Here is a 20,630-nt window from a genome sequence, read left to right as displayed (position 1 = left end):
CCTCACCGCCTGGCCCTGCCGGTTTCCGCACCCAGATGAATCGAGGAACCACCGATGTCGGAGACCCGTGCCGACGCCCGCACCCCGCTCGACCGCACCCCGCAGTGGGCCGCCCTCGGCAAGCACCGGGCCGCGCTGGGCGAGACGCACCTGCGCGAGCTGTTCGCCGCCGACCCGGAGCGCGGCCGCCGCTACACCCTCCAGGTCGGCGACCTGCACGTGGACTACGCCAAGCACCTGGTCACCGACGAGACGCTGGAACTGCTGCGCGAACTCGCCGCGGCCACCGGCGTCGCCGAGCTGCGGGACGCGATGTTCCGCGGCGAGAAGATCAACAACACCGAGCACCGCGCCGTCCTGCACACCGCGCTGCGCGCCCCGCGCGGTGCCGTGATCGAGGTCGACGGCGAGAACGTGGTGCCCGCCGTGCACGCCGTCCTCGACAAGATGGCCGGCTTCGCCGAGCGGGTCCGCGGCGGCGAGTGGCGCGGCCACACCGGCAAGCCGATCCGCACCGTCGTCAACATCGGCATCGGCGGCTCCGACCTCGGCCCCGCGATGGCCTACGAGGTGCTCCGCTCGTTCGCCAAGCGCGACCTCGACGTCCGCTTCGTCTCCAACGTGGACGGCGCCGACCTGCACGAGGCGGTGCGCGACCTCGACCCGGCCGAGACGCTGTTCATCGTCGCCTCGAAGACCTTCACCACCATCGAGACCATCACCAACGCGGTCTCGGCCCGCGACTGGCTGCTCACCGGGCTGGGCGCCGGCACCGAGGCGGTGGCCAAGCACTTCGTCGCGCTGTCCACCAACGCCGAGGGCGTGCGGGACTTCGGCATCGACACCGACAACATGTTCGAGTTCTGGGACTGGGTCGGCGGTCGCTACTCCTACGACTCGGCGATCGGCCTCTCGCTGATGATCGCCATCGGCCCCGACGCCTTCCGCGAGATGCTGGACGGCTTCCACCTGGTCGACGAGCACTTCCGCACCGCGCCGCCGGAGCAGAACGTCCCGCTGCTGCTCGGCCTGCTCGGCGTCTGGTACGGCGCGTTCTTCGACGCCCAGGCGCACGCCGTGCTGCCCTACTCGCACTACCTGTCGAAGTTCACCGCCTACCTCCAGCAGCTGGACATGGAGTCCAACGGCAAGTCGGTGACCCGCGACGGTTCGCCGGTGACCTGGCAGACCGGCCCGGTGGTCTGGGGCACCCCCGGCACCAACGGCCAGCACGCCTACTACCAGCTGCTGCACCAGGGCACCAAGCTGATCCCGGCCGACTTCATCGGCTTCGCCAAGCCGGTCGCCGACCTGCTCCCGGGCCTGGTCGCCCAGCACGACCTGCTGCTGGCCAACTTCTTCGCCCAGACCCAGGCGCTGGCCTTCGGCAAGACCCCGGAGGAGGTGGCGGCCGAGGGCGTGCCCGCCGAACTCGTTCCGCACAAGACCTTCCAGGGCAACCACCCGACCAGCACCATCCTGGCCGCCGAGCTGACCCCCTCGGTGCTCGGCCAGCTGGTCGCGCTCTACGAGCACAAGGTCTTCGTCCAGGGCGCGATCTGGAACATCGACTCCTTCGACCAGTGGGGCGTCGAGCTGGGCAAGGTGCTCGCCAAGCGGATCGAGCCGGTGCTGCTGACCGGCGAGGGCGCCGAGCAGCTGGACAGCTCCACCGCCGAGCTGGTCGCCCGTTACCGCGCGCTGCGCGGCCGCTGAGCCCCGGGCGGGCCGTCCGCTCCGGCGGGCGGCCCGGTCCTGTTTCCTTGTTCGCTGATCCGCCGGTTCGCCGGTTCGTGCGGGAAACGCCGAGAGGCCCCTTGCTTTCGCAAGGGGCCTCTCGGCTGTCTGTGCGCCGCCAGGGACTCGAACCCCGGACCCGCTGATTAAGAGTCAGCTGCTCTAACCAACTGAGCTAGCGGCGCCTGCTGACAGAGAAGACTTTAGCAGCGCCCGGGGTCCGCGCCAAAATCGAATACCGGCCGTCCTCCGTTCACCCCCCGGTCACGGCCGCCGCTCCGGCGGGCACGGCCGCAGCCGGCTCCCGGGCCGCCCGCACGCACGCCCACAGCACCACCGAGGCGCCCGGCAGCCACGGCTCCCGGTCCTCCGGGGCGACGATCCACCGGCCGGAGCCCAGCCCGGGGGAGTCCGGGCCGTTCACCATCCGCTGCACCGGCGGCACGGTCACCGCGTCGCCCTTGCCGTGGCACAGCAGGGGCGGCACGTCCCGGGCCCACTCCTCCCAGGCCAGCAGCCTGCGCAGCCGGGGCCCCGCGCCGGGCTGGACGAACAGCAGCGTCCGCCCCCGGTAGGAGGCGACCGGCCCGCAGCCCGGCCCGGAGGCCCACAGCTCGTCCAGCACCCGGCGGCCGAACAGCGACGGCATGCTGATCACGTCGAAGGCGCGCCCGCAGGGCAGCACCGAGGGCGCCCACGGCCGGGCCTCCCAGAGGGCGCGCATGCTGCGCGGGTACTCGCTGGCGGAGGCGAGCCAGGCCTCGCCGGCCACGGTGACGTACTCCACCGACTGATACGTCCAGATGTCCACGGACAGCAGCCTGTGCCGTCCGCGGGCCGGACGGGAGGGAAAGCACGGTTTGCCGTACAGGACGACGGGGAACGGCGTACCCTTCCCCGCTCGCGCATATGCCAGCGGCTGATGCCGGAGCACCGGGGCCCGGCGCTCCGGCGCCCCGTGCCCGGCTGCGCTCAGTCCTCGTGGCGGCGGGGCTGGAGCAGCCCGCGGCCGTACTCGATCATCTTGGCCGCGTAGTCGGGGGTCCAGTCCGCCCGCTGCGCGATCTCGGCGTCGGACAGCGCGTCGAAGCGGCGCGGGTCCGCCAGCTGTGCGGCGGCGACCGCCTGGAAGTCGGTGGCCCGCTCGGCGGCCGTCCGGAAGGCCAGGGCCAGCTCGGTGGAGCGGCGCAGCAGGTCCGCGGGGTCGTCGATCGACTCCAGATCGAAGAATCGTTCCGGCTCCGGTTCGGCGGACTGCGGCTCGAACAGCAGCTGCACCGGACGCAGACGCCGCGCGGGGTCGGCCTGACCGCCGTGGTCGGACGCCTTCGTGTGGGAGTCGGGCATGAACGGACACCTCCGGGTCTCGGTGGGGGTGGGCGGCGGCTGCTCCGGGCCGCGCCGCACGGCCGTGGCCGCCGTCCATTGTCGCGCGGCGGCGGCCGGTAACGGAACGGTGCGCGTGCGGGCGCTATTCCCCCGCACGCGCCGGGGTCGCGCTACTCCTTCGGGTGGTCGGGCGCGTGCGGTGGCGTCGGGGCGTCGGGGCCGTCGTTGTCCCGGGTGTTCCAGCGATCCACCACCCAGGGAGAACCCATGCCCCTACGCAAGGGCCTCGCGGCCGGACTCCTGCTGATCGCCCCGGCCCTCGGGCTGGCCGCGGCACCTGCGGCCGGGGCCGCCGAGACGACCGTCGTGGTGACCGGGCCGTGGAGCGGCCCTGGCGGCTGGTCGATGGCGACCTGCCCCCAGGGCTCCCACCTCACCGGGGGCGGCTACGCCTTCCGACCCGCCGCCTCCGGCGACGCCGTCCTGGTCAACGCGCCGAACCCCGACGACCCGAGCACCTGGGCGGTGCGGGCCGAGCACGGGACCGTCCGGGCCTACGCCGCCTGCGAGACCGAGACCGAGACCGAGACCTGACCCGCCCGGCCGGTCAGCCCAGCCGCACCCGGTGGCCGCTCAGGTGGTGCAGCACCTGGTGGTTGGCCTCCCAGCCGTCCGGGAAGGCGACCGGGACGCCCAGCTGGACCGGCTCGGTGGACGGGTGCTCGTCCAGCAGCTCGCCGATCCCGGCCCGGGCGACCACGATGCAGGCGTGCCGGTGCCGGGAGGCGAGCACGCACAGCCGGCCGGTCTCCAGGTGGAAGGCCGTCGCGTCGGGCCGCCCGGACAACGGGTGCAGCACCACCGTGACGTCGTACTCGCGGCCCTGCAACCGGTTGGCGGTGTCCACCGTGACGGCCGGGCCGACCGCCTGGTCCACCGGGACGCCCACCCTGAGCAGGGCCGCGCGGACGGCCGCGGCCTGGTCCCGGTGGGCGGTGCCGACCGCGATCCGGTCGGCGGTGAGAGGCGCCTCGCCCTGCTCGGAGCGGGCGGTCAGCCCGCGCTCCAGCAACCGCCGGACGGTGGCCGCGACGGCCGCCACCGCCTGCGGATCGGTCCGCACGGTGTGCCGGGCGGGCAGCTCCAGCAGCGCCCAGCCGTGCTCGGCGGCCCGGTCGATCGCGGCGTCCAGCGCGCCGCCGTCCGGCCGGACGGCGGCGCTCAGCCGGCGGTCGTCCGGCCCGGTGCCGGAGCGGAACGGCGTGTACGGGTAGAACGCCCGCGAGATCAGCGGCGCCGCGCTGGCCGGCAGCCGCCAGGAGACCGGCAGCCGGTGCGGCTCGATCTGCGGGTTGTGCGCCAGCATGGTGACCACGGCGCTGCTCGACGGGTCGTACGACAGACCCGCCCACTGCTCGGTGCCGACCACGGTGAACGGGTCCAGCTGGCCCGGGTCGCCGACGAACAGCGCCCGCTCGAACAGCCGGGCCACCGCGAGCAGGGCGTCCGAACGCATCTGGTACGCCTCGTCGACGATCGCGTGCCGCCACGGCGCCTCGGCCCGCACCCACTGCCACTTCGCCGAGGTGGAGACCACCACGTCGTGCTCGACCAGCTCGGCGACCTTGTCGGAGGGCGTGACGTTGGCGTGCTTCAGCACCTCCGGGCCGGGCCGGGCGTCGGCGGCGTGCAGCCGGCCGATCGTCAGGTCCGGCGCCTTCTCGGCGAGTCGGCCGACCAGGTCGTCCACCTGGCCGTTGGTCTGGGCGACGATCATCAGCCGCTCGCCGGCCTCGACCAGCTCCCGGGCCGCCCGCACCACCAGCGTCGACTTCCCGGCACCGGGCGGGGAATCGACCACCACGCCGCGCGGGGCGCCGGCCGCCGGGTGGACGGTCGCGGCCAGGATCCGGGCCACGGCGGCGTCGGCGGCCGCGCCCGGTGCCTGCTCGGCGCTCGACTCGGCCATCATTCCCACTCCTCGGAGACGGACGGGGCGGGTGCGGGCGCGGCGCCGGGCGGGCCGCCGTGCGTCCACGGGGTGTCGTCCGGCTCGGGCAGCGGCGCGGACTGGCGGACCGTCAGCTCGAACAGGGTGAAGGTGACCGGATCGCCGGGCTCGGGCAGGCTGCCCGGCTCGGGCTCCTTCCTGCGCCCCATGCCGGACAGCAGGCGCAGGGTGATGGTGCCCCCGGCCGGGTCGACCGCCGCGATCTCCGCCTTCTGCGGGGACCGGCCGCCGCCGGCCTCCGGCTGGGGGGACCCCCACACCCGGTGCGCCTCCCGTCCGAGGTCCGCGTGCGGGCGGTCGGCGGTGCGCAGGGTGATCAGCGGGCGCGGCTTGGGGGAGCGGCCGGTGGTGTCGTAGTCCGGCACCACCTCGGTCACCACGCCGCTGAACGCCTCGCCGGACAGCCGGTGTTCGGCCATCGCCAGCGGATCGTCCAGCGCCTCCTGGACGTCCAGCCGGGTCTGCTCGCGCTCGCGCTGGGCGAGCTTGCGGGCGGCCGTGACGGCGTCGTCCTGCCGCGGCTGCGGCGGCTCGCCGGCCGCCAGCCGGTCCCGGTGGCCGGTGTAGGACCAGCGGTCGCCGGTCCAGCGTTCCGCCAGGTGCCCGGCGGGCGGCAGCCCGCGCAACAGGTCCAGGCCGCGCCAGACGTCCCGCCAGGTGGGCAGCAGCACGGCCGCCAGCACCTCGCGCAACTGCTCGACCGCGGCCCGGACGGCCGCCCGGGCACGCTCGGCGGCGGCCTCGTCGCGCTGCTCGGTGCTGTGCTGAAGGGCGGCCGTGGCGGTGTCGTAGCGGGCGATCGCCGGGGCGAGCACGAACTCGTCGAAGCGCGGATCGGTGGCCGGGCCGGCCGGCGGGTGCAGCAGCTGCCCCCGGTCGTCCCGGGCGGACTCGGCGCGCTCGGCCGCCTCGGCACCGGTCAGGCCGTCCGGCGGGGCGTGCCAGGCCAGGTGGGCGGCCAGGTGCTGGTCCTCCAGGTGGCTCTGGCCGGTGGCCCAGTGCCGGGCCAGCAGGCCGGTCATCGGCAGCAGCAGGCTGGTGCCGGGCACCTGGGCGCGGTCGGTGAGGTGGGTCAGCCAGCGGCCGAGCAGCGGCACCCGCACCGGCGCGGGGTACGGCCCCGGTTCGTCGTCCTCGACCGTGCGGCGGAACCGGGTGGAGCGGCCGAGCAGGGCCAGGTGCCGCACGCCCGCGCCGTTCGGCACGATCAGCTGCGGCGCGTCGGCGCACAGCTCGCGGAACACCTGGGTCTTCTCGCCGGTCTCCGGGTCCTTCTCGGAGCCCTCGATCTGCTCCACGTCCTCGGCGAAGGACTCCAGGTACGGCAGCAGGTCGGCGGCCAGCTCGGCCAGGAAGTCGAACCGCAGGGTGCGGTTGAGCGGCTGCGGTACCAGGTGCAGCCGGGGCGCGTCCCGGTCGGTGCCCAGCAGCACCGCCAGCGGCGCGCCGGCCTCACCGGCGGCCGTCAGCGGCACGACCACCATCGGGCGGTCGGACAGGTGCCGGTGCCGGACGGTGGCCAGCGGCTCGGCCCGCCCGCTGCGGACGGCCTCCAGCCGGGCGAGGGTGGTCAGCAGGCTCATGCGCCCGCCCCCGCCTCGGGCCCGCCGCGTTCGCGTACGGCCGTGCTGCGCCCGCTCATGCGTGGCCCGCCGTCGGGGCCTTGCCCAGCGCCTCGGCGCGCAGCGCGGCCGCGTAGGCCAGCCGGTCGGCCGCCTCGTCCACGTCGGTGTCGGCGGTGTCGGCGTTGTCGTCCAGGTCGGCGTTCTCGGCCACGGCGGCGGTGCCGGCTTCGGCGGCGGCCAGGGCCCGCGTCACCGTCCGGATGCTGCCCAGTTCGCCGCGCACGCCCCGGCCGAGCTGCTCGACCCGGTCGCCGCAGCGGGCCTGGGCGCGGCAGTGGAAGCCGAGCTCGCAGGTGGAGAGGCAGTCCGGGCCGTACGCGGCGGGCACCGCCTGGACCGAGGCGGTCAGCTCCTCGGCGGAGCGGGCCGGCACGCCCTCCTCGTCGGCCGCCAGGTCGAAGTCGGCGCCCGCCGGCAGCTCCGCCAGCAGCCGGTCGATGCCGGTCATCCGGCTCAGCTGACGGCGGGTGGTGGCCAGCTCGCGGCGGACGTCGACGGCTACGGCCGTCGGCCGGTTGCCGAAGTCCTTCGGGCAGACCAGCAGCACGCTCGACCGGGGGCTGCCGGGCAGCCGCTGCTCGGTGTACGGGTCGGCGTCGAGCGGGTGGCCGGCCAGCGCGGCGGCGGTCCGCTGGAGCGCCAGCACGTACACGGCGGCCTGGCGGGCGGCGGCGCCGACCTTGGCCGGGTCCGCGCCGCCGTCCAGCACGGGGAAGGACTTGATCTCGACCACCGTGCACCGCCCGCCGTGCACCACGACCGCGTCCGGCTCCAGGTAGGCGGTGCCGCCGGCCACGTCCAGGCGCAGCATCGGGTGGTCCAGCAGCGTCCAGGCGTCCGGGTCGGCGGCGGCCCGGGCCAGCGCCTCGACCGTCCGGTCGGCCCGGACGGCGGGCCCGGAACGGTGCAGCAGGTCCGGCACCTGCAAGGGGGTGCCGCCGTCCGCCGGGACGCCGAGGTGGCCGCGCAGCGGCTCCAGCAGCGCGGCGTAGTCGTCCGCCTTCAGCCGGGACTCGAAGATCACGCCGCGGGCGATCGCGAACGGGGACTGCCCGAAGGGCGCGGGGCGGCCGAGCCGGGCGGCCAGCGTCGACTTGTCCACCCCCGCCGCGTCGAGCACGGCGCGGCGGTGGCAGCCCGGATTGGCGGCGAGCGCGGCGAGGGAACGGGCGTTCAGGCTGCGCTGCGGCGCGGGACCGCGCAGTTCGGCGAGCCGCTGGGCGAGCGGCTCAGCGTGCCCGGTGGACGGGACGTTCGTCGAGACGTTCATGGTGCGGCCCAGTGTCGCACCCGGGTCCGACAATGCGGTGCGGACCGGCCTGTTCCGGCCTGAACCGCGCGTGCGTGCCGGGTGGGGACACCCCGGGACCCGGCCGGCCCGGGCACCGAGGCCGTTTCGGTCCGCCGCCCCCTCCGGGCCGTTTCGGCCCGCCGTCGCCTTCCGGGCCGTTTCGGCCCGGCCCGCGATCGTGCCCGCCGTCCGGGTGAGGGATCATGGAACCCGGTGCTCAAGGGTGAGACCGACCGTTGCCACCGCCCCGCTGCGAGGAGCCTGCCATGCCCGCCCGAATCGTGCTGGTCCGCCACGGCGAGACCGAATGGTCGGCCACCGGCCGCCACACCGGCCGCACCGACATCCCGCTGACCGAGGAGGGCAGGGCGATGGCCCGGGCGCTCGGCGCCCGCCTCGCCAAGGCCCCCTGGAACGGGCTGCCGGACGCGCTCGTCTACACCAGTCCGCTCGGCCGCGCCGAGGAGACCTGTGCCCTGGCCGGCTTCGGCGACCGGGCGGTGGAGCGCCCGGAGCTCCTGGAGTGGGACTACGGCCAGTACGAGGGCCGCACCGGCGCGGACATCCGCGCCACCGACCACCCCGGCTGGCTGATCTGGCGCGACGGCGTGCCCGGCGGCGAGAAGCTCTCCGAGGTGGCCGCCCGGGTGGACGCCTTCCTCGCCGGCCTCAACGAGGAGCACGGCGTCCCCGAGCCGGACACCACCGTCATGCACTGCGCGGACCGGGACGTCGTCCTGTTCGCGCACGGCCACCTGCTGCGCATCCTGACCGCGCGCTGGCTGGGCCTGCCGCCCGAGTTCGCCCAGCGCTTCAAGCTCGGCACCGCCGCGCTCTGCGTGCTCTCCTGGGAGTACGGCGCGCCGGCCGTGGAGGTCTGGAACGACCTCTCCCACCTGGAGGGCCTGGCCGCCGGTCACTGACGGACCGTCAGGATCCGTCCCTCAGGCGGCTGTCGCCTGGTCGTACCCGGCCAGGAAGTGGCGCACCTCGGTCACGGCGGCGTGCGGGCGCAGCCGTTCGGCGGTGTCCGCCAGCATGCTCCGGATCCGGGCCGAGCGGACCTCGCCGAACAGCGCCACGGCGGCCGAACCGTGGTGCGCCGCACCCGCCAAGTCGCCCCGGCCGAGCCGGTCGTGGGCCAGCTCGGCGGTGTACAGCACCCGGTTGCGGACGAAGTGCGGCTTCTGCAGTGCTATGGCCAGCCCGGCCTGCTCGCTGGCGCGGTCCCAGTCGCCGAGCGCGGACCAGCACTGCGACTGCAGGCCGGCGATCTCCGCCTCGCCGAAGAAGGACATCCACTCCGGATCGTCCTCGGAGCGGCCGCGGCCGAACAGCGTGTACGCCCGGGCGATCGCGCGTTCGCAGGCGGCGCGGTCCTGCAGCAGCGCCCAGCCGCCGGCCTCCCGCATGGCCAGCAGTGCGAGCAGCCGGGCGGAGTCCAGTTGGCGGGCGGCGACCTGCCCGGCCTGGGCGGCGCGCAGCGCCTCGCGGGGGCGGCCGGCGTCCCGGGCGAGGAAGGCGCTGTTGCAGAACACGTGCGCCTCCAGTGCGGCGTCGCCGGCCATCCGGGCGGTGGCGAGCGCCTCGGCGTAGAGCGAGCGGGCGTCTGCCAGCCGGTTCGAGTCGTGCGCCAACCAGCCCACCGAGATGGCGAGTTCGCCGGCTCCGGCCTGGAGCCGGCGTTCGGTCTCCGCGCTGTACTCGCCCTCGTTGAGCAGCAGGTAGGCGGTGCGCAGCGACTGCCCGGCGCGTTCGAACAGGGTGTCGCCGCCGTGCGCGTCGTCGGCCAGCCGGATCTCCCGGACGGCCTCCTCGACGCCGAGCACCTCGGCGGCGCCGACCTTGCGGGGTGGCGGTACCGGCCCGGGGCGGCCGGGCACGAAGGCGCCGGGGCCGGGCTCGAACAGCACCGGTGCGGCGGGGTCGGCGGGGGCACTGCCGGTGGCCGCGGCGGCGGCCACGGTCGGCCGGTCGATGCCGATCACGGTGGCCAGCGCGGTCGGGCCGCCGGCCAGGAACGTACGGCGACGCACGTCGTCGTTCTCCTCGTCGAGATAGGGCGATCCATCAGGCCCCCGGGGCACCGCGACGGCCTTCGGCCACGGGGGCCTGGTCGGAGCGGCTGGATCCGCGTACGGCGAGGCAGCGTACGGGAGTTGAGTGGAGAGTGGTGAGCGCGGGGCGGGCGGGGGCGGGAACGGTGGGTGGAGCGGGGGGGCTTCGGCCCTCCCGCCAGCACCGTCCGCCGGGCGGCGGCGTACGGCGGTCCGGGGGGAGAAGCCGAGTTCGGTGAGCGTGCGATCCGGCCACATGTGCCGGAAGACCCGCTCGTAGGCGTAGTTGGGGCAGCGGATCTCACCGGATTCGACCCGTCCGACGTAGCGGGCGTCGCAGGAGACGTGCTCCCCGATCTCCCGGGCCGCCCGGCGCACGGCCATGGCGAACTCGCCGGGTGAGCGGTCGCCGCGCAGTGCGCGCATCACGGCGTTGGGTGACGGGCGGTTCGGCTCGGCCGGTGGGGTGGCTGCCATGGTGCGCTCCGTGGTCGTGCGGAGGGTGGTGGTGCGGGCGCGCGGCCGGCGGCGCCGGAGGTGCGCGGGTGTCGGGTGCGGGGGCGAAGTGCGGGTACGGTCCGGGTGTCGGCACGGTGGTGCGCGACGGTGCGGGAACGGCCCGGTGTGGCCGGTGGGGTCGTTGCGACCCGCCACCGACAGTACCGGGCGTGACCGGTCGACCACAGCCGGTTCCTGGGAGATGTGCCCCCAATTCGGTATAAAGCGGGCGTGGTTGCGGGTTATCCGCCATGAAATGCCATGCCTTGCTGTAAGGCGCCCCGTGGCCTGCGCGGTGTCCGCCGCGTTGTCCTGATACGTGGAAGCCCAGGCCGTCGCCCCGGCCTGCCGTCCGTCCCAGCGGCCCCCACCTCCCGGGCGGCGGCGCTTCCGACCCGACGAGGTACAGGAGGGCCCATGATGGCCACCGGACTGCCGCAGTACCGACCGGCCGCCGGCGGCGTGCTCGCCGGCGCCGCCCCCGCCCTGCTCCCCGACCCGGCCGACGACCGGATCCCCGGCCGGGGCCCGGTCGAAGGCGGACGCGCCCCCCGCGGCGGCCGGCACCCCGGCCACCGCCTCGGCCCCGGACCGGACCAGGACACCCTCGTCACCACCTGCGACACCGTGACGGTCGCCCTGCGGCACGGTCTGGAGGCGGTGGACATCCTGCGGCTACGCAGGGCCTGCGGGGCCGTCCTGCAGAGCCGCAACGGCAGCACCGTCACCTTCCTCGTCCCCGCCGGCACCAGCGAGACCTGGCACCTGCCCGGCAGTTCCTGTACCGCCGGCGCCCTGCTGCCGACCGCCACCGACCCACGGTGGGTGATGCCCCCCTCCGGCGCCGCCTGCGCCGCCCGCCCCACCGACGCCTGGGTGCTCCGATCCGCCCTCTGCGAGGCCGCCTGCACGCTCACCGCAGGCGGCCTCGGCCCGTTCTAGCGGGCGTGCCGTGCGGATCCCGCCGGGCCCGCGAGCCTGGCCCGCCCCTCCGGCCGGATCCACCTGGCACGCCCCCGGACCTCCCTGACCGGCGAGGCCTCCCCGCCCGGCGGCGATAATGGCGGTCATGGGACGAAGCAGCAGAGCAGCCCGGGGCACGGGCCGCGGCACCGAGCGCGACACCGGGCCGGACGTCACCGGCCCCGGCGGCCGCGCCCACGCCCAGGGCCCGCTCACCCGCCCGGTCGGCTCCGGCCTCGCCGAACTGCGCCCCGACCGGGACCGCCCCGCCGCCTGGTCGCTGCTGATCGACGGTGCTCCGCAGTCCATGGTCGACCTCGCCGACCCCACCCACCTCGGTTTCGAGTACCAGCGCCGGCTCGGCCACCTGATCGACCTGGTCGCCCCGTCCGGCCGCCCGCTCACCGTGCTGCACCTCGGCGGCGGCGCCCTCACCCTGGCCCGTTACGTCGCGGCCACCCGGCCCCGCTCCCGCCAGCAGGTCGCCGAGATCGACACCGCGCTCACCGAACTCGTCCGCACCGAGCTGCCGTTGGAACGCAGCTGGCAGATCAAGGTGCGCGGCGCCGACGCCCGCAGCGTGCTCGAACGCACCCCCGAGGGCAGCGCCGACCTGGTCATCACCGACGTCTTCTCCGGCGCCCGCACCCCGGCCCACTGCACCACCGTCGAGTTCACCGCCCTCGCCGCCCGCGCCCTCGCCCCCGGCGGCTGGTATGCGGCGAACATCGCCGACGGCTCGGCGCTGCCCTTCGCCCGCTCCCAGATCGCCACCCTCGGTGCGGTCTTCCCCGAACTGTGCCTGGTCGCCGACCCCGCCGTCCTGCGCGGCAAGCGCTTCGGCAACCTCGTCCTCGCCGGCGCGCACGCCCCCTTCCCGATCGCCGACCTCACCCGCCGCGTCGCCTCCGACGCCGCCCTCGGCCGGGTCGAACACGGCCCCGCCCTCACCGCGTTCGCCGCCGGGGCCGTCCCCGCCACGGACGCCACCGCCGCCCCCTCCCCGGCCCCGCCCCTGGGCGTCTTCCGCTGACCTCCCGGCTGACTGCCCGGTTGACCGCCCGACTGACCGCCCGGCGGGGCTCGCGTCCGGCTCACCGCTCGGCGGGGCGCCCGGCTGACCTCCTGGCTGACCGCCCGGCGGGGTTGCCCACCGCCTGAAATCCTTTGACGGCGGTCCGGGTCGAGGCTGACAGCGGTGGTCGCCGTCCGGCCTGCGCCGACTCGGCATCCCGACTCCGGTCCGGACGCGGAGCCGTCCCGGCCGGCGAGGAGTGCGACCCGGATCGGCAGCACGCCGCCCGGTTCGCCCCCGGGCGTGCACGTCCGCGGCCGGCGCTGGAGCCGTCGCCAGGAGCGTGAGCCCGGTCAGTGCCCGCGCGGCAGGCCGCGGTGCTTGCACATGGCCGCGCCGGTCAGCAGCAGCCCGGCGGCGATCGGCGCGAGGACGGCGGTCGCGGTGGCGGAGCCGTCGCCCACGGCCGTCACCGTGGCGGTGTCGGCGAGCACGAGGGTTTCGGGCGGCTGGGCGGGTGCGCCGGGCCCGACCGGCGGGGCGGTGGTGGTGCCCGTCCGGTCACGACTCGTGGCGGGTCCGGCCGCGCTCCGCCCGTCCGGGGCGGTGGCCTCCTGGACCGGGGGCGCGTCGGCCGCCCCGGACGGGCGGGTGGTGGCGGCCGGTGCGGCGGAGCGGCCTCCGGCGGCGCCGGACCGTGCGGTGGCGGGCAGTTCGGCGGGCCCGCCCTCCCGGGAGGCGCGGGTCTCGGCGGGGCGGCCCTGGGCGGGGACGGTGTCGAGCAGGCCGGAGGCGATCGCGAAGGCGTCGGGGACGGCGGCCCGTTGGCCGGGCAGGGGGAGGCCGCCGGCCCGGATCCGGTCCTGGAAGACGCTGCCGACCGTGCCGGTGGCGCCGTCGATCCCGGCGTCGGGGACGGCGCCGGTCAGTTCCCCGGCGAGCCCGGGGGAGGGGCGGTCGGTCTCCTCGGCCGCCGGGCGCCCGGGGGTGTCGGACCGCTCGGCCGACGGCCCGTCGTACGCGGGCCGCCCGGCCTGGACGAGCCGGCCGGGCGCCGACCCGCCGGCCAGGGTGCGGCGGACGGCTGGTCGGGTCTGGTCCGGCAGCGGGTCGGCGGAGGCGCCCTGCGCGCCGAAGCCCCCGAGTTGGGCGAGGAGGGCGCCGCCGGCGGCGAGGACGCGGGGCAGCCACCGGCCGATCGCGCGCCGTGCGCCGACGCCGCGGGGGGCGGGTTCCTGGGGCTTGGTCGCGTGATTGGCTCGCATGTGAGTTGAGAACGAGCGGACGGGTCGTGAGGTCACGCCCGCCGTCACGGACAGTCATCGCACGGGTGGCCCCGGGGCCGGGTTGCCCGGGGCCACCGGCCGTGGCGCGGTCAGGAGTTGGGGCGCAGCGTCCAGGTGACGGTCATCACACCGGTGACGGCGCCGTCGGCGCGGGTGATCTCGACGGTGACCGGGAACTCGGGGCGGCCGCCGGCGTCCAGCTCGGCGACGACCTCGGCGGCGGGGCGACCGAGAACGGCGGTGGCGGTGACCTCGCCCATGGCGAGCTTCTTGTAGGCGATCTCGGCGTTCACCGCGAGCGGCACGGCCCGGGAGAGCTGGTCGCCGAAGGCGGCGAGCACGATGCAGCCGCTGGCGGACTCGGCGAGGGTGAACATCGCGCCGGCGTGCGGTCCGCCGACGTGGTTGTGGTACGCGGGCTGGTCGGGCAGTCGCAGTACGGCGCGGTCCGGGGCGGTCTCCAGGTACTCCAGCTTGAGGGTGTGCGCCATCGGCACGGTGGAGTCGAGCAGCTGGCCGATCGAAGGTGTGGTCATGGCAGGAATGTTACTAGCCGGTAGCTTCTGACGGCAGGCCTGCGCCGGGAAAACCCGAACCGCGGTGGAGAGTTGAGGAAACGCGAAAACGCCTGAGGGGCCGATCTCTCGAAGAGATCGGCCCCTCAGGCTCTGGGGTGAGTGACGGGACTTGAACCCGCGGCCACCTGGACCACAACCAGGTGCTCTACCAACTGAGCTACACCCACCATCTGTCCGGCTCGTTCCCGCTTCCGCGTTCCCGTTCCGACAGGAAGAACTCTACAGGATCCGGGAGGGTGCTCGCGCCAGGCTTTCGTCCAGGCGAACGCGGGCACCTCTCCCGGGCTCCTCCGGTCAGCCCTCCGGGGCCTGGTACTTCTCGGCGATGGCGCGCGCGGTGTCGGTGTCCGGTCCGGGCTGCGGGACGAACACCGCCTCGCGGTAGTACCGCAGTTCGTCGATGCTCTCGCGGATGTCGGCGAGCGCCCGGTGGTTGCCGCCCTTCTGCGGGCTGTTGTAGTACGCCTTCGGGTACCAGCGGCGGGCCAGCTCCTTGATCGAGGAGACGTCCACGATCCGGTAGTGCAGGTGCTTCTCCAGGGCCGGCATGTCCCGGGCGAGGAAGCCGCGGTCGGTGGCCACCGAGTTCCCGCACAGCGGCGTCCGGCCGGCCTCCGGCACGTGCTCGCGGATGTACGCGAGCACCCGCGCCTCGGCCTCGGCCAGCGTCACGCCCTGCTCCAGCTCCTCCAGCAGGCCGGAGGAGGTGTGCATCGCGCGCACCACCTCGGGCATGCCCGCCAGCGCCTCCGCCGGCGGGCGGATGATGACGTCCACACCCTCGCCGAGGATGTTGAGCTCGGAGTCCGTCACCAGTGCCGCGACCTCGACCAGGGCGTCCTGGTCGAGGTCGAGGCCGGTCATTTCACAGTCGATCCATACCAAACGGTCATTCACACAACTCACCCTACGGCGCGATCACGCGCCGCGGGGACCGGCGGAGCCGAGCGGGGCTCCGGGGCACAGCCCTCGGCCTGGTGCTCCTCCGCGCCGCCGTGCGGGCCGTGGCCGTCCGGCCGCTCGCCCTCCCGCCCGGTCCGGACCGCGTGACCGTCCCGGGCCGGACGGGCCTCGCGCGCCGCCCGGGCACCGTCGGTCGCCGCCGCCCGGCCGCCCTGCGGACGGGCCTGCGGCACCCGTGCCTGCCGGCCCCGGAGCTCGCCCGCCCCGGTCGTCGGCTGCCCGGTGGGGGCGGGGGCCGGCACCCGGCCGCTCGCCGAGCCGTGACCGCGGGCGGAGCCCGCCGCGGCACCCGGTTCGTCCGCGGGCCGTTCGACCGCACTGCGGTGCCCCTGCCCCTGGCCGCGCGCCCCCGGCTGGGGGTGGCCGTCCTCCGCCGCCGCGTGCTCCGCGGTGCGCGGCGGACGCCCCGCCCCCGACCCGGCCTGCGGCGGCACCAGCGGAGACCGCACCGGACCGCGCCCCGCACCCTGCTGCCCGGGGTGCGGCTGCTGCGCGGCCTGCTGGTGCGGGTACGGCTGCCCGGCACGGGCGTGGAAGGCCCGGTCGGCCGACGTCCCGGCCTGCCCCGGAGCGAACGGGCCGGGCTGGCCGTGCGGGCCCGGCTGCCCCGCCGAGGCCGGTGACGCGCCGTGCGGCAGCGGCTGGCCGTGCGGTCCGGCCTGCGCCGGTGCGCCGTTCCCGGCCGGGAACGGGTACGCGGGCTGCGTGCCGTGCTGCGTGCCGTGCTGCGTGCCGTGTGCCCCGCCGAACAGCGCCGCGCCCGCCGCCGACCCGGCCGCGGCCGCCGCGTGCGGCAGCGCGCCGGGCAGCCGCAGGTCGCCGCCGTGCGGACCGGTCGGCACCGCCGACTGCGGCCCGGGCCGGCGCGCCCGGTAGCTGGTCCGGTACGCGGCCGGCGAGACCCCGAGCTGGCGGCGGAAGTGCCCGCGCAGCGCCACCGGCGAACGGAACCCGCACCGGCGGGCGACGTCGTCCACCGACAGCTCCGAGGTCTCCAGCAGCCGCTGCGCCTGGAGCACCCGCTGGGTGATCAGCCACTGCAGCGGCGCGCTGCCGGTGAGCGTGCGGAACCGCCGGTCGAAGGTGCGTCGGCTCATGTACGCGCGGGCCGCCAGCACCTCGACGTCGAACTGCTGGTTGAGGTTCTCCAACGCCCAGGTGACCACCTCGGCCAGCGGGTCGTTGCCGATCTCCTCCGGTAAAGACTGATCGATGTACTGGGCCTGTCCGCCGCCGCTGCGACGGCTCGGGACCACCAGGCGGCGGGCCAGCGCGTTGGCCGCCTCGGCGCCGTGGTCGCTGCGCACCACGTGCAGGCACAGGTCGATGCCGGCGGCGGTGCCGGCCGAGGTGAGCACGTCGCCGTCGTCGACGAAGAGCTCGCGCGGGTCCACGTGCACCCGGGGGTAGCGCTTGGCCAGCGTCGGCGCGTACATCCAGTGGGTGGTCGCCGGACGGCCGTCCAGGAGGCCGGCGGCGGCCAGGACGAAGGCGCCGGTGCAGAGCCCGATGATCCGCGCGCCCTCGTGGTGGGCCTTGCGCAGGGCGGTGATCGCCTCGACCGGCGGGGGCTGCGAGATCGAGCGCCAGGCCGGTACGACGATCGTGCCGGCCCGGGCGAGGGCCTCCAGACCGTACGGAGCGGAGAGGGTGAGGCCGCCGGTGGTGGCGAGCGGGCCGTCCTCGCCGGCGCAGACCAGCAGCCGGTAGCGCGGCACCCCGGCGTCCTGGCGGTCGACGCCGAAGACGGACAGCGGGATCGAGCTCTCGAAGATCGGGGCCCCGCCGAAGATCAGCACCGCGACGGTCTCCCGGCGGCGGCGGCCGGAGAGCTTGCGCGGGGCGGAGACCGTCATCGGGGTCGACGAGCCGTTCGCGCCCGGGCCACCGCCGTGGCTCAGCGGGCCGTGGCCGGGGGAGCCCAGGGGGAGGCCGGCGAGCGGGCCGCCCAGGGAGCCGGTGGGGGCGCCGTTCAGGCCAGGAGTGCCGTTCGCCCCGATCGCGCCGATCGCGCCGTTCGGCGCGCCCGTCCCCGGGTAGCCGGGGTAGGCCGGGAAGTCGGCGCCGTAGGCCTGCGCCGGGCTGACGGTGCCTCGGCTGACGGCCTGTCCGGAGTGCGACTGCTGGCCGCCGTGCACTGCTCCGCCGTGTGCCGACCCGCCGTATGCCTGCCCGCCGTACGCGGGACCGCCGTACGCCTGCCCGCCGTGTGCCGCTCCGCCGTGCTCCGCGGCCGCCGCCGGGGTGCCGGTGGCGGCGGTGCCGGGGGAGGGCACTGTGGGGTACGAGGAGTGCGAGGCGGCGCCCGGGGTGCCGGAGTTGCGGGTGGTGGCGGCGGTCGCGGAGGTGCCGGTGCTTCTCGCGGACCGAGCCGCGATACCGGCCGCCGCCTGGCCGCTGTCAGGACCCGCGTCGCTCCTGCTCACCCTGCTCAAGGCGCTCAAGCCCCCTCGGTGGTGTGGTGTGGGTGGTGCGGCACTGCTCGCCAAGATCGAAATCTATCGGGTTGACCATTGCCGTTGTGACAAGTTCACCATCCGACGCTATGTCGACATGGCAATTTGGCGTGATGCATTCGATCACGAAGCGTGGCACCCGTCGACCCTTCTGGGAAGAGGGCCGGTGTAACGGTGGCTGGTTGTCGCGGGGCCGCTCCTGGGGCGTCCGGCCCGCGCGCGCCCGGTCGGCGGGTCTGGGCTGCGGATTTGCCCAAGCGGGAGGGATTGGCGCGAAATTGACCGAAAATCGGCGGTGCACGAGAGGGCGCACGAAATGAGCTCGTGCGCCTCCCAGGCTTCATCCGGCCAGGGCCGGGGCGGCGAAACCGGGGCGTGACGTCCGGGTTACCGTCCTGCCGTGAACACCAACAGCCGGCTCGAACAGGCCAACGACAACGCCGCCGCCTTCTGGCTCGCCCAAGCCCGCGTGCACGGCTGGCGGTTCCGCACCCGCCCGGGCTTGACGGCGGTCCGCTGCGCCCGCACCCCGGAGGACTCGCACCGCTTCGTGGTCACCGGTCCGTATATCGAACCAGCGCTGATGGAAGGCGAATTGGCGGACCTCCTGAAGGAGTGGGAAACCATCTGCTTCACCCTGGAGGACCCGTACGGCGCACTCGACCTGACCCGGTTCGGCGCCACCCGGATGCCGGTCATGCCGGTGATGACCCGTGAACCCGGCCCGGTCGACGGCGTCCCGGCCGTCCTCCCCTTCCGCTCGGAGGCTTACGGCGGAGGATCCCTGACGGTCGATGAGGCGCTGGACGGCGATGCGTTCGCGCAGGTCGAGCGTGCGATCGTGGACGGCTTCCCGCTGCCCGCCCGGCAGCCCTGGACCCGTGGCGACGCGCTGCCGGAACAGCTCCTGCGCGAACCCGGGCTCCGGGCCTGGCTGGGCCGCGTCGACGGCGCCACCGCCGGCACCTGTCTCACCTACGACGACGGCCGGGCCACCGGGGTGTACTGGGTCGCCACCCTGCCCAGCCGGCGCGGCCAGGGCGTGGCCCGCGCCGTGCTCCAGACCGCCCTGGCCCACGCGCACCCCGATCGCCCGGCCACCCTGGTCGCCACCTCGCTCGGCGAACCGCTCTACCGCAAGCTCGGGTTCACCGAGCAGGCCCGCACCTGCTGGTGGACCCGGACCTCCGCGCACGGCTGACGGCCGGACCGCCCCGCTGCGGGTCGTCGCCAGGTGCGGGGCGGGTCGCTGGGTGCGGTGCGGTGCGGTGCGGTGGGGTGCGGTGCGGTGGGGTGCGTGAAGGGCGTGTGGGGCGGGGTGCGCGAGGTGGCGCTTTCGAGCAGGGCGCTACGGGGCGGCCGCCGCCGGTGCGACGGCGAACGTGGTCCGCGCGGGCCCGACCCCATCCGCCGCCGTGCGGACGGCCGTTGGGCGCGCCACCGCGACGGGGCGCAGCACGCTCGACCCAAGGTCCGTCGCCGGGCCCGCGCCGGGGATCAGGCCAGGACGGCTGTCGGCGACCACGGCAAACTCGCCGGTGCGGTTTCGGACATCCGACCCCGCCGTCGAACCATCGGGGGCACTCGCCGCTCCGGCGTTCACGGCGGCAGGCGTGAACGGGCCGTCAGGGGCGGATTCCGTCAGCTGTGCGCCGGTCAGCGCGCCGGCGAGCGCCCCCGCGCGCACCGGCACCCCGGCGGACCGCCGCTGGACCGGCCCGCCCGCGCGCAGGCCTGGCCTGGCCGACGGCGCGCCGCGTGCGGCGAGCACCTGGCCGACGGCCTCCGGCAGGCCGGCCGCCTTCAGCGTCGGCCGGTAGCCGCTCTCGGCCCAGGGCCGGCCGTGGTGCAGCCAGACGCTGCGCAGGCCGGCCAGTTCGGCGCCGGCGATGTCCGCGGGCGCGTGGTCCCCGACCATCCAGGTGTGCGCGGCCCACGTCCCGGTGGGCGCGACGCCGCACCGCTGGGCGGCGATCTCGAAGATCAGCGGATCCGGCTTGACGCAGTCGGCCTCCTCGGAGATGACCCAGCCGTCGACCAGCGGCCCCAGCCCGGTCAGCCGGATCTTCTCCAACTGCGGCCGGGTGCCGCCGTTGCTGACGATGCCGAGCGTCCACCCGGCCGCCCGTGCCGCCCGCAGCGCGTCGACGTGTCCGGGCGGGCAGTGGATGTGGGAGTTGATACCGCGTCGGTAGTGGGCGAGCAGGAACTCGGCGGAGACGTCCAACCCGTAGCGGCGCCGGACGGCAGACAGTACGGTGCTGCGCGGCACGTAGCCGCCGCCGTCGAGGGTGACGAACCAGTCGAGGTCTCCGGGCGGCAGGTCGCGCTCGGACAGGAAATCCTGAGCCCAGGCCCGGAAAGCGGCGTCCCTGGGGAGCAGCGTGTTGTCGAGGTCGAACAGGAGCAGGGGCATGTCGAGCATGGTGCCAGCGGCCGCGCCTATGCACCTGGCAAATGCCAGACCGCGTCGCGAAGCCGTACGTAGTGGCTGAAACGGGTTCCAGAACCTGGTGTACGGGTGGGTCCGGGCGGGCCGGCTGAGGCTGGCGGGACGTGACGGTTCGCGACGTGTGGCAACGGATCGTCGCCGATCCATGACAGTCCGGTCACGGTGTCCGGCAGGCCTGTTGCGTCGCCCGGTCCGCTCAGTCAAGCTCCAGGGAACCTCCTTTCTGGAGGGGGCGCGTGGCCTGCGGGCAGGGCGCACTGCCGACGGCGGGCGCATCCTCCTTTCGCGGGAACAATGCCGCTCCGAGGCCTCACCGCTGGGCTGGGCCTCACACCCGTCGTACTCTGAAAGGAACAGGTCACATACGGT

Annotated in this window: 16 protein-coding genes, 2 tRNA genes and 1 pseudogene; 6 read left to right on the top strand and 13 right to left on the bottom strand. The window is 75.5% G+C overall.

Translation table 11 applies throughout. The features are described from left to right. Window positions 1-54 precede the first annotated feature (54 nt). On the top strand, window positions 55-1,716 hold the full coding sequence (pgi, locus tag AB0O19_RS15690; RefSeq protein ID WP_350882566.1) for a glucose-6-phosphate isomerase: 1,662 nt from the start codon (window positions 55-57) through the stop codon (window positions 1,714-1,716). Window positions 1,717-1,848: 132 nt separating this feature from the next. On the opposite strand, the gene AB0O19_RS15685 is transcribed toward pgi, so the two are convergent. From AB0O19_RS15685 to AB0O19_RS15675, 3 genes are all read right to left on the bottom strand, one after another. Next, a tRNA-Lys gene (locus tag AB0O19_RS15685) sits at window positions 1,849-1,922 on the bottom strand. Between the two features lie 68 nt (window positions 1,923-1,990). Further along, entirely contained in the window at window positions 1,991-2,548 is a 558-nt protein-coding gene (locus AB0O19_RS15680; RefSeq protein ID WP_063349288.1) for a bifunctional DNA primase/polymerase, read from the bottom strand. A gap of 161 nt (window positions 2,549-2,709) precedes the next feature. Then, window positions 2,710-3,084 (bottom strand): hypothetical protein, encoded by a 375-nt coding sequence (locus tag AB0O19_RS15675; RefSeq protein WP_363583584.1) that lies wholly within the window; start codon window positions 3,082-3,084, stop codon window positions 2,710-2,712. 249 nt (window positions 3,085-3,333) lie between these two features. Between AB0O19_RS15675 and AB0O19_RS15670 the strand changes: the two genes are divergently transcribed. Next, on the top strand, window positions 3,334-3,660 hold the full coding sequence (locus tag AB0O19_RS15670) for a hypothetical protein (RefSeq protein ID WP_363619944.1): 327 nt from the start codon (window positions 3,334-3,336) through the stop codon (window positions 3,658-3,660). A 13-nt stretch (window positions 3,661-3,673) separates the two neighbouring features. Here AB0O19_RS15670 and AB0O19_RS15665 read toward each other — a convergent pair whose 3' ends face one another. Genes AB0O19_RS15665 through AB0O19_RS15655 form a run of 3 tightly spaced genes read right to left on the bottom strand, consistent with a single transcriptional unit; the run spans window position 3,674 to window position 7,972 of the window. Beyond that, window positions 3,674-5,038: an AAA family ATPase gene (locus AB0O19_RS15665; RefSeq protein ID WP_363619942.1), complete on the bottom strand. Its 1,365-nt coding sequence runs from the start codon at window positions 5,036-5,038 to the stop codon at window positions 3,674-3,676. Beyond that, window positions 5,035-6,660, bottom strand: coding sequence for a hypothetical protein (locus AB0O19_RS15660; protein WP_363619940.1), 1,626 nt, complete (start codon window positions 6,658-6,660; stop codon window positions 5,035-5,037). The genes AB0O19_RS15665 and AB0O19_RS15660 overlap by 4 nt, the downstream gene beginning before the upstream one ends. 55 nt (window positions 6,661-6,715) lie before the next feature. Beyond that, window positions 6,716-7,972 carry a hypothetical protein gene (locus AB0O19_RS15655; protein WP_363619938.1) on the bottom strand — a complete coding sequence of 419 codons (1,257 nt, stop codon included), beginning with the start codon at window positions 7,970-7,972 and terminating at the stop codon, window positions 6,716-6,718. A 287-nt stretch (window positions 7,973-8,259) separates the two neighbouring features. Here AB0O19_RS15655 and AB0O19_RS15650 point away from each other — a divergent pair, with 287 nt between their 5' ends. Further along, window positions 8,260-8,916: a histidine phosphatase family protein gene (locus AB0O19_RS15650; RefSeq protein ID WP_363583574.1), complete on the top strand. Its 657-nt coding sequence runs from the start codon at window positions 8,260-8,262 to the stop codon at window positions 8,914-8,916. Between the two features lie 21 nt (window positions 8,917-8,937). On the opposite strand, the gene AB0O19_RS15645 is transcribed toward AB0O19_RS15650, so the two are convergent. After that, entirely contained in the window at window positions 8,938-10,527 is a 1,590-nt protein-coding gene (locus AB0O19_RS15645; protein ID WP_363619936.1) for a tetratricopeptide repeat protein, read from the bottom strand. Window positions 10,528-10,965: 438 nt separating this feature from the next. Between AB0O19_RS15645 and AB0O19_RS15640 the strand changes: the two genes are divergently transcribed. Together AB0O19_RS15640 and AB0O19_RS15635 are read left to right on the top strand one after the other, a co-directional pair. After that, on the top strand, window positions 10,966-11,490 hold the full coding sequence (locus AB0O19_RS15640; protein ID WP_363619934.1) for a hypothetical protein: 525 nt from the start codon (window positions 10,966-10,968) through the stop codon (window positions 11,488-11,490). A 127-nt stretch (window positions 11,491-11,617) separates the two neighbouring features. After that, window positions 11,618-12,544 carry a fused MFS/spermidine synthase gene (locus AB0O19_RS15635; RefSeq protein ID WP_363619932.1) on the top strand — a complete coding sequence of 309 codons (927 nt, stop codon included), beginning with the start codon at window positions 11,618-11,620 and terminating at the stop codon, window positions 12,542-12,544. A 335-nt stretch (window positions 12,545-12,879) separates the two neighbouring features. Here AB0O19_RS15635 and AB0O19_RS15630 read toward each other — a convergent pair whose 3' ends face one another. From AB0O19_RS15630 to AB0O19_RS15610, 5 genes and pseudogenes are all read right to left on the bottom strand, one after another. Then, the gene (locus AB0O19_RS15630) at window positions 12,880-13,791 is read right to left on the bottom strand and encodes a hypothetical protein (protein ID WP_363619930.1); all 912 of its coding nucleotides are present in this window, start codon (window positions 13,789-13,791) and stop codon (window positions 12,880-12,882) included. A 110-nt stretch (window positions 13,792-13,901) separates the two neighbouring features. Continuing rightward, window positions 13,902-14,348: a DUF4442 domain-containing protein gene (locus tag AB0O19_RS15625; protein ID WP_363583564.1), complete on the bottom strand. Its 447-nt coding sequence runs from the start codon at window positions 14,346-14,348 to the stop codon at window positions 13,902-13,904. A 133-nt stretch (window positions 14,349-14,481) separates the two neighbouring features. Further along, window positions 14,482-14,557, bottom strand: a tRNA-His gene (locus AB0O19_RS15620). 127 nt (window positions 14,558-14,684) lie between these two features. Then, complete coding sequence (gene orn, locus AB0O19_RS15615) at window positions 14,685-15,287, bottom strand: oligoribonuclease (RefSeq protein WP_063349299.1); 603 nt, start codon at window positions 15,285-15,287, stop codon at window positions 14,685-14,687. A gap of 923 nt (window positions 15,288-16,210) precedes the next feature. Further along, window positions 16,211-17,209 (bottom strand): annotated as a pseudogene (locus AB0O19_RS15610) (helix-turn-helix domain-containing protein); the annotation flags it as partial. Window positions 17,210-18,209: 1,000 nt separating this feature from the next. On the opposite strand from AB0O19_RS15610, the gene AB0O19_RS15605 reads away from it, so the two are divergent. Beyond that, on the top strand, window positions 18,210-19,010 hold the full coding sequence (locus AB0O19_RS15605; RefSeq protein WP_363619928.1) for a GNAT family N-acetyltransferase: 801 nt from the start codon (window positions 18,210-18,212) through the stop codon (window positions 19,008-19,010). A gap of 147 nt (window positions 19,011-19,157) precedes the next feature. Here the strand turns inward: AB0O19_RS15605 and AB0O19_RS15600 are convergent, their stop codons facing one another. Further along, the gene (locus AB0O19_RS15600; protein WP_363619927.1) at window positions 19,158-20,225 is read right to left on the bottom strand and encodes an HAD family hydrolase; all 1,068 of its coding nucleotides are present in this window, start codon (window positions 20,223-20,225) and stop codon (window positions 19,158-19,160) included. Window positions 20,226-20,630: the final 405 nt, after the last annotated feature.

Source organism: Kitasatospora sp. NPDC091276 (genome assembly GCF_040684355.1).
GTDB lineage: Bacteria > Actinomycetota > Actinomycetes > Streptomycetales > Streptomycetaceae > Kitasatospora.
The sequence above is the reverse complement of the archived record's forward strand: the minus strand, read 5'-3'. Positions and strand labels throughout refer to the sequence as shown.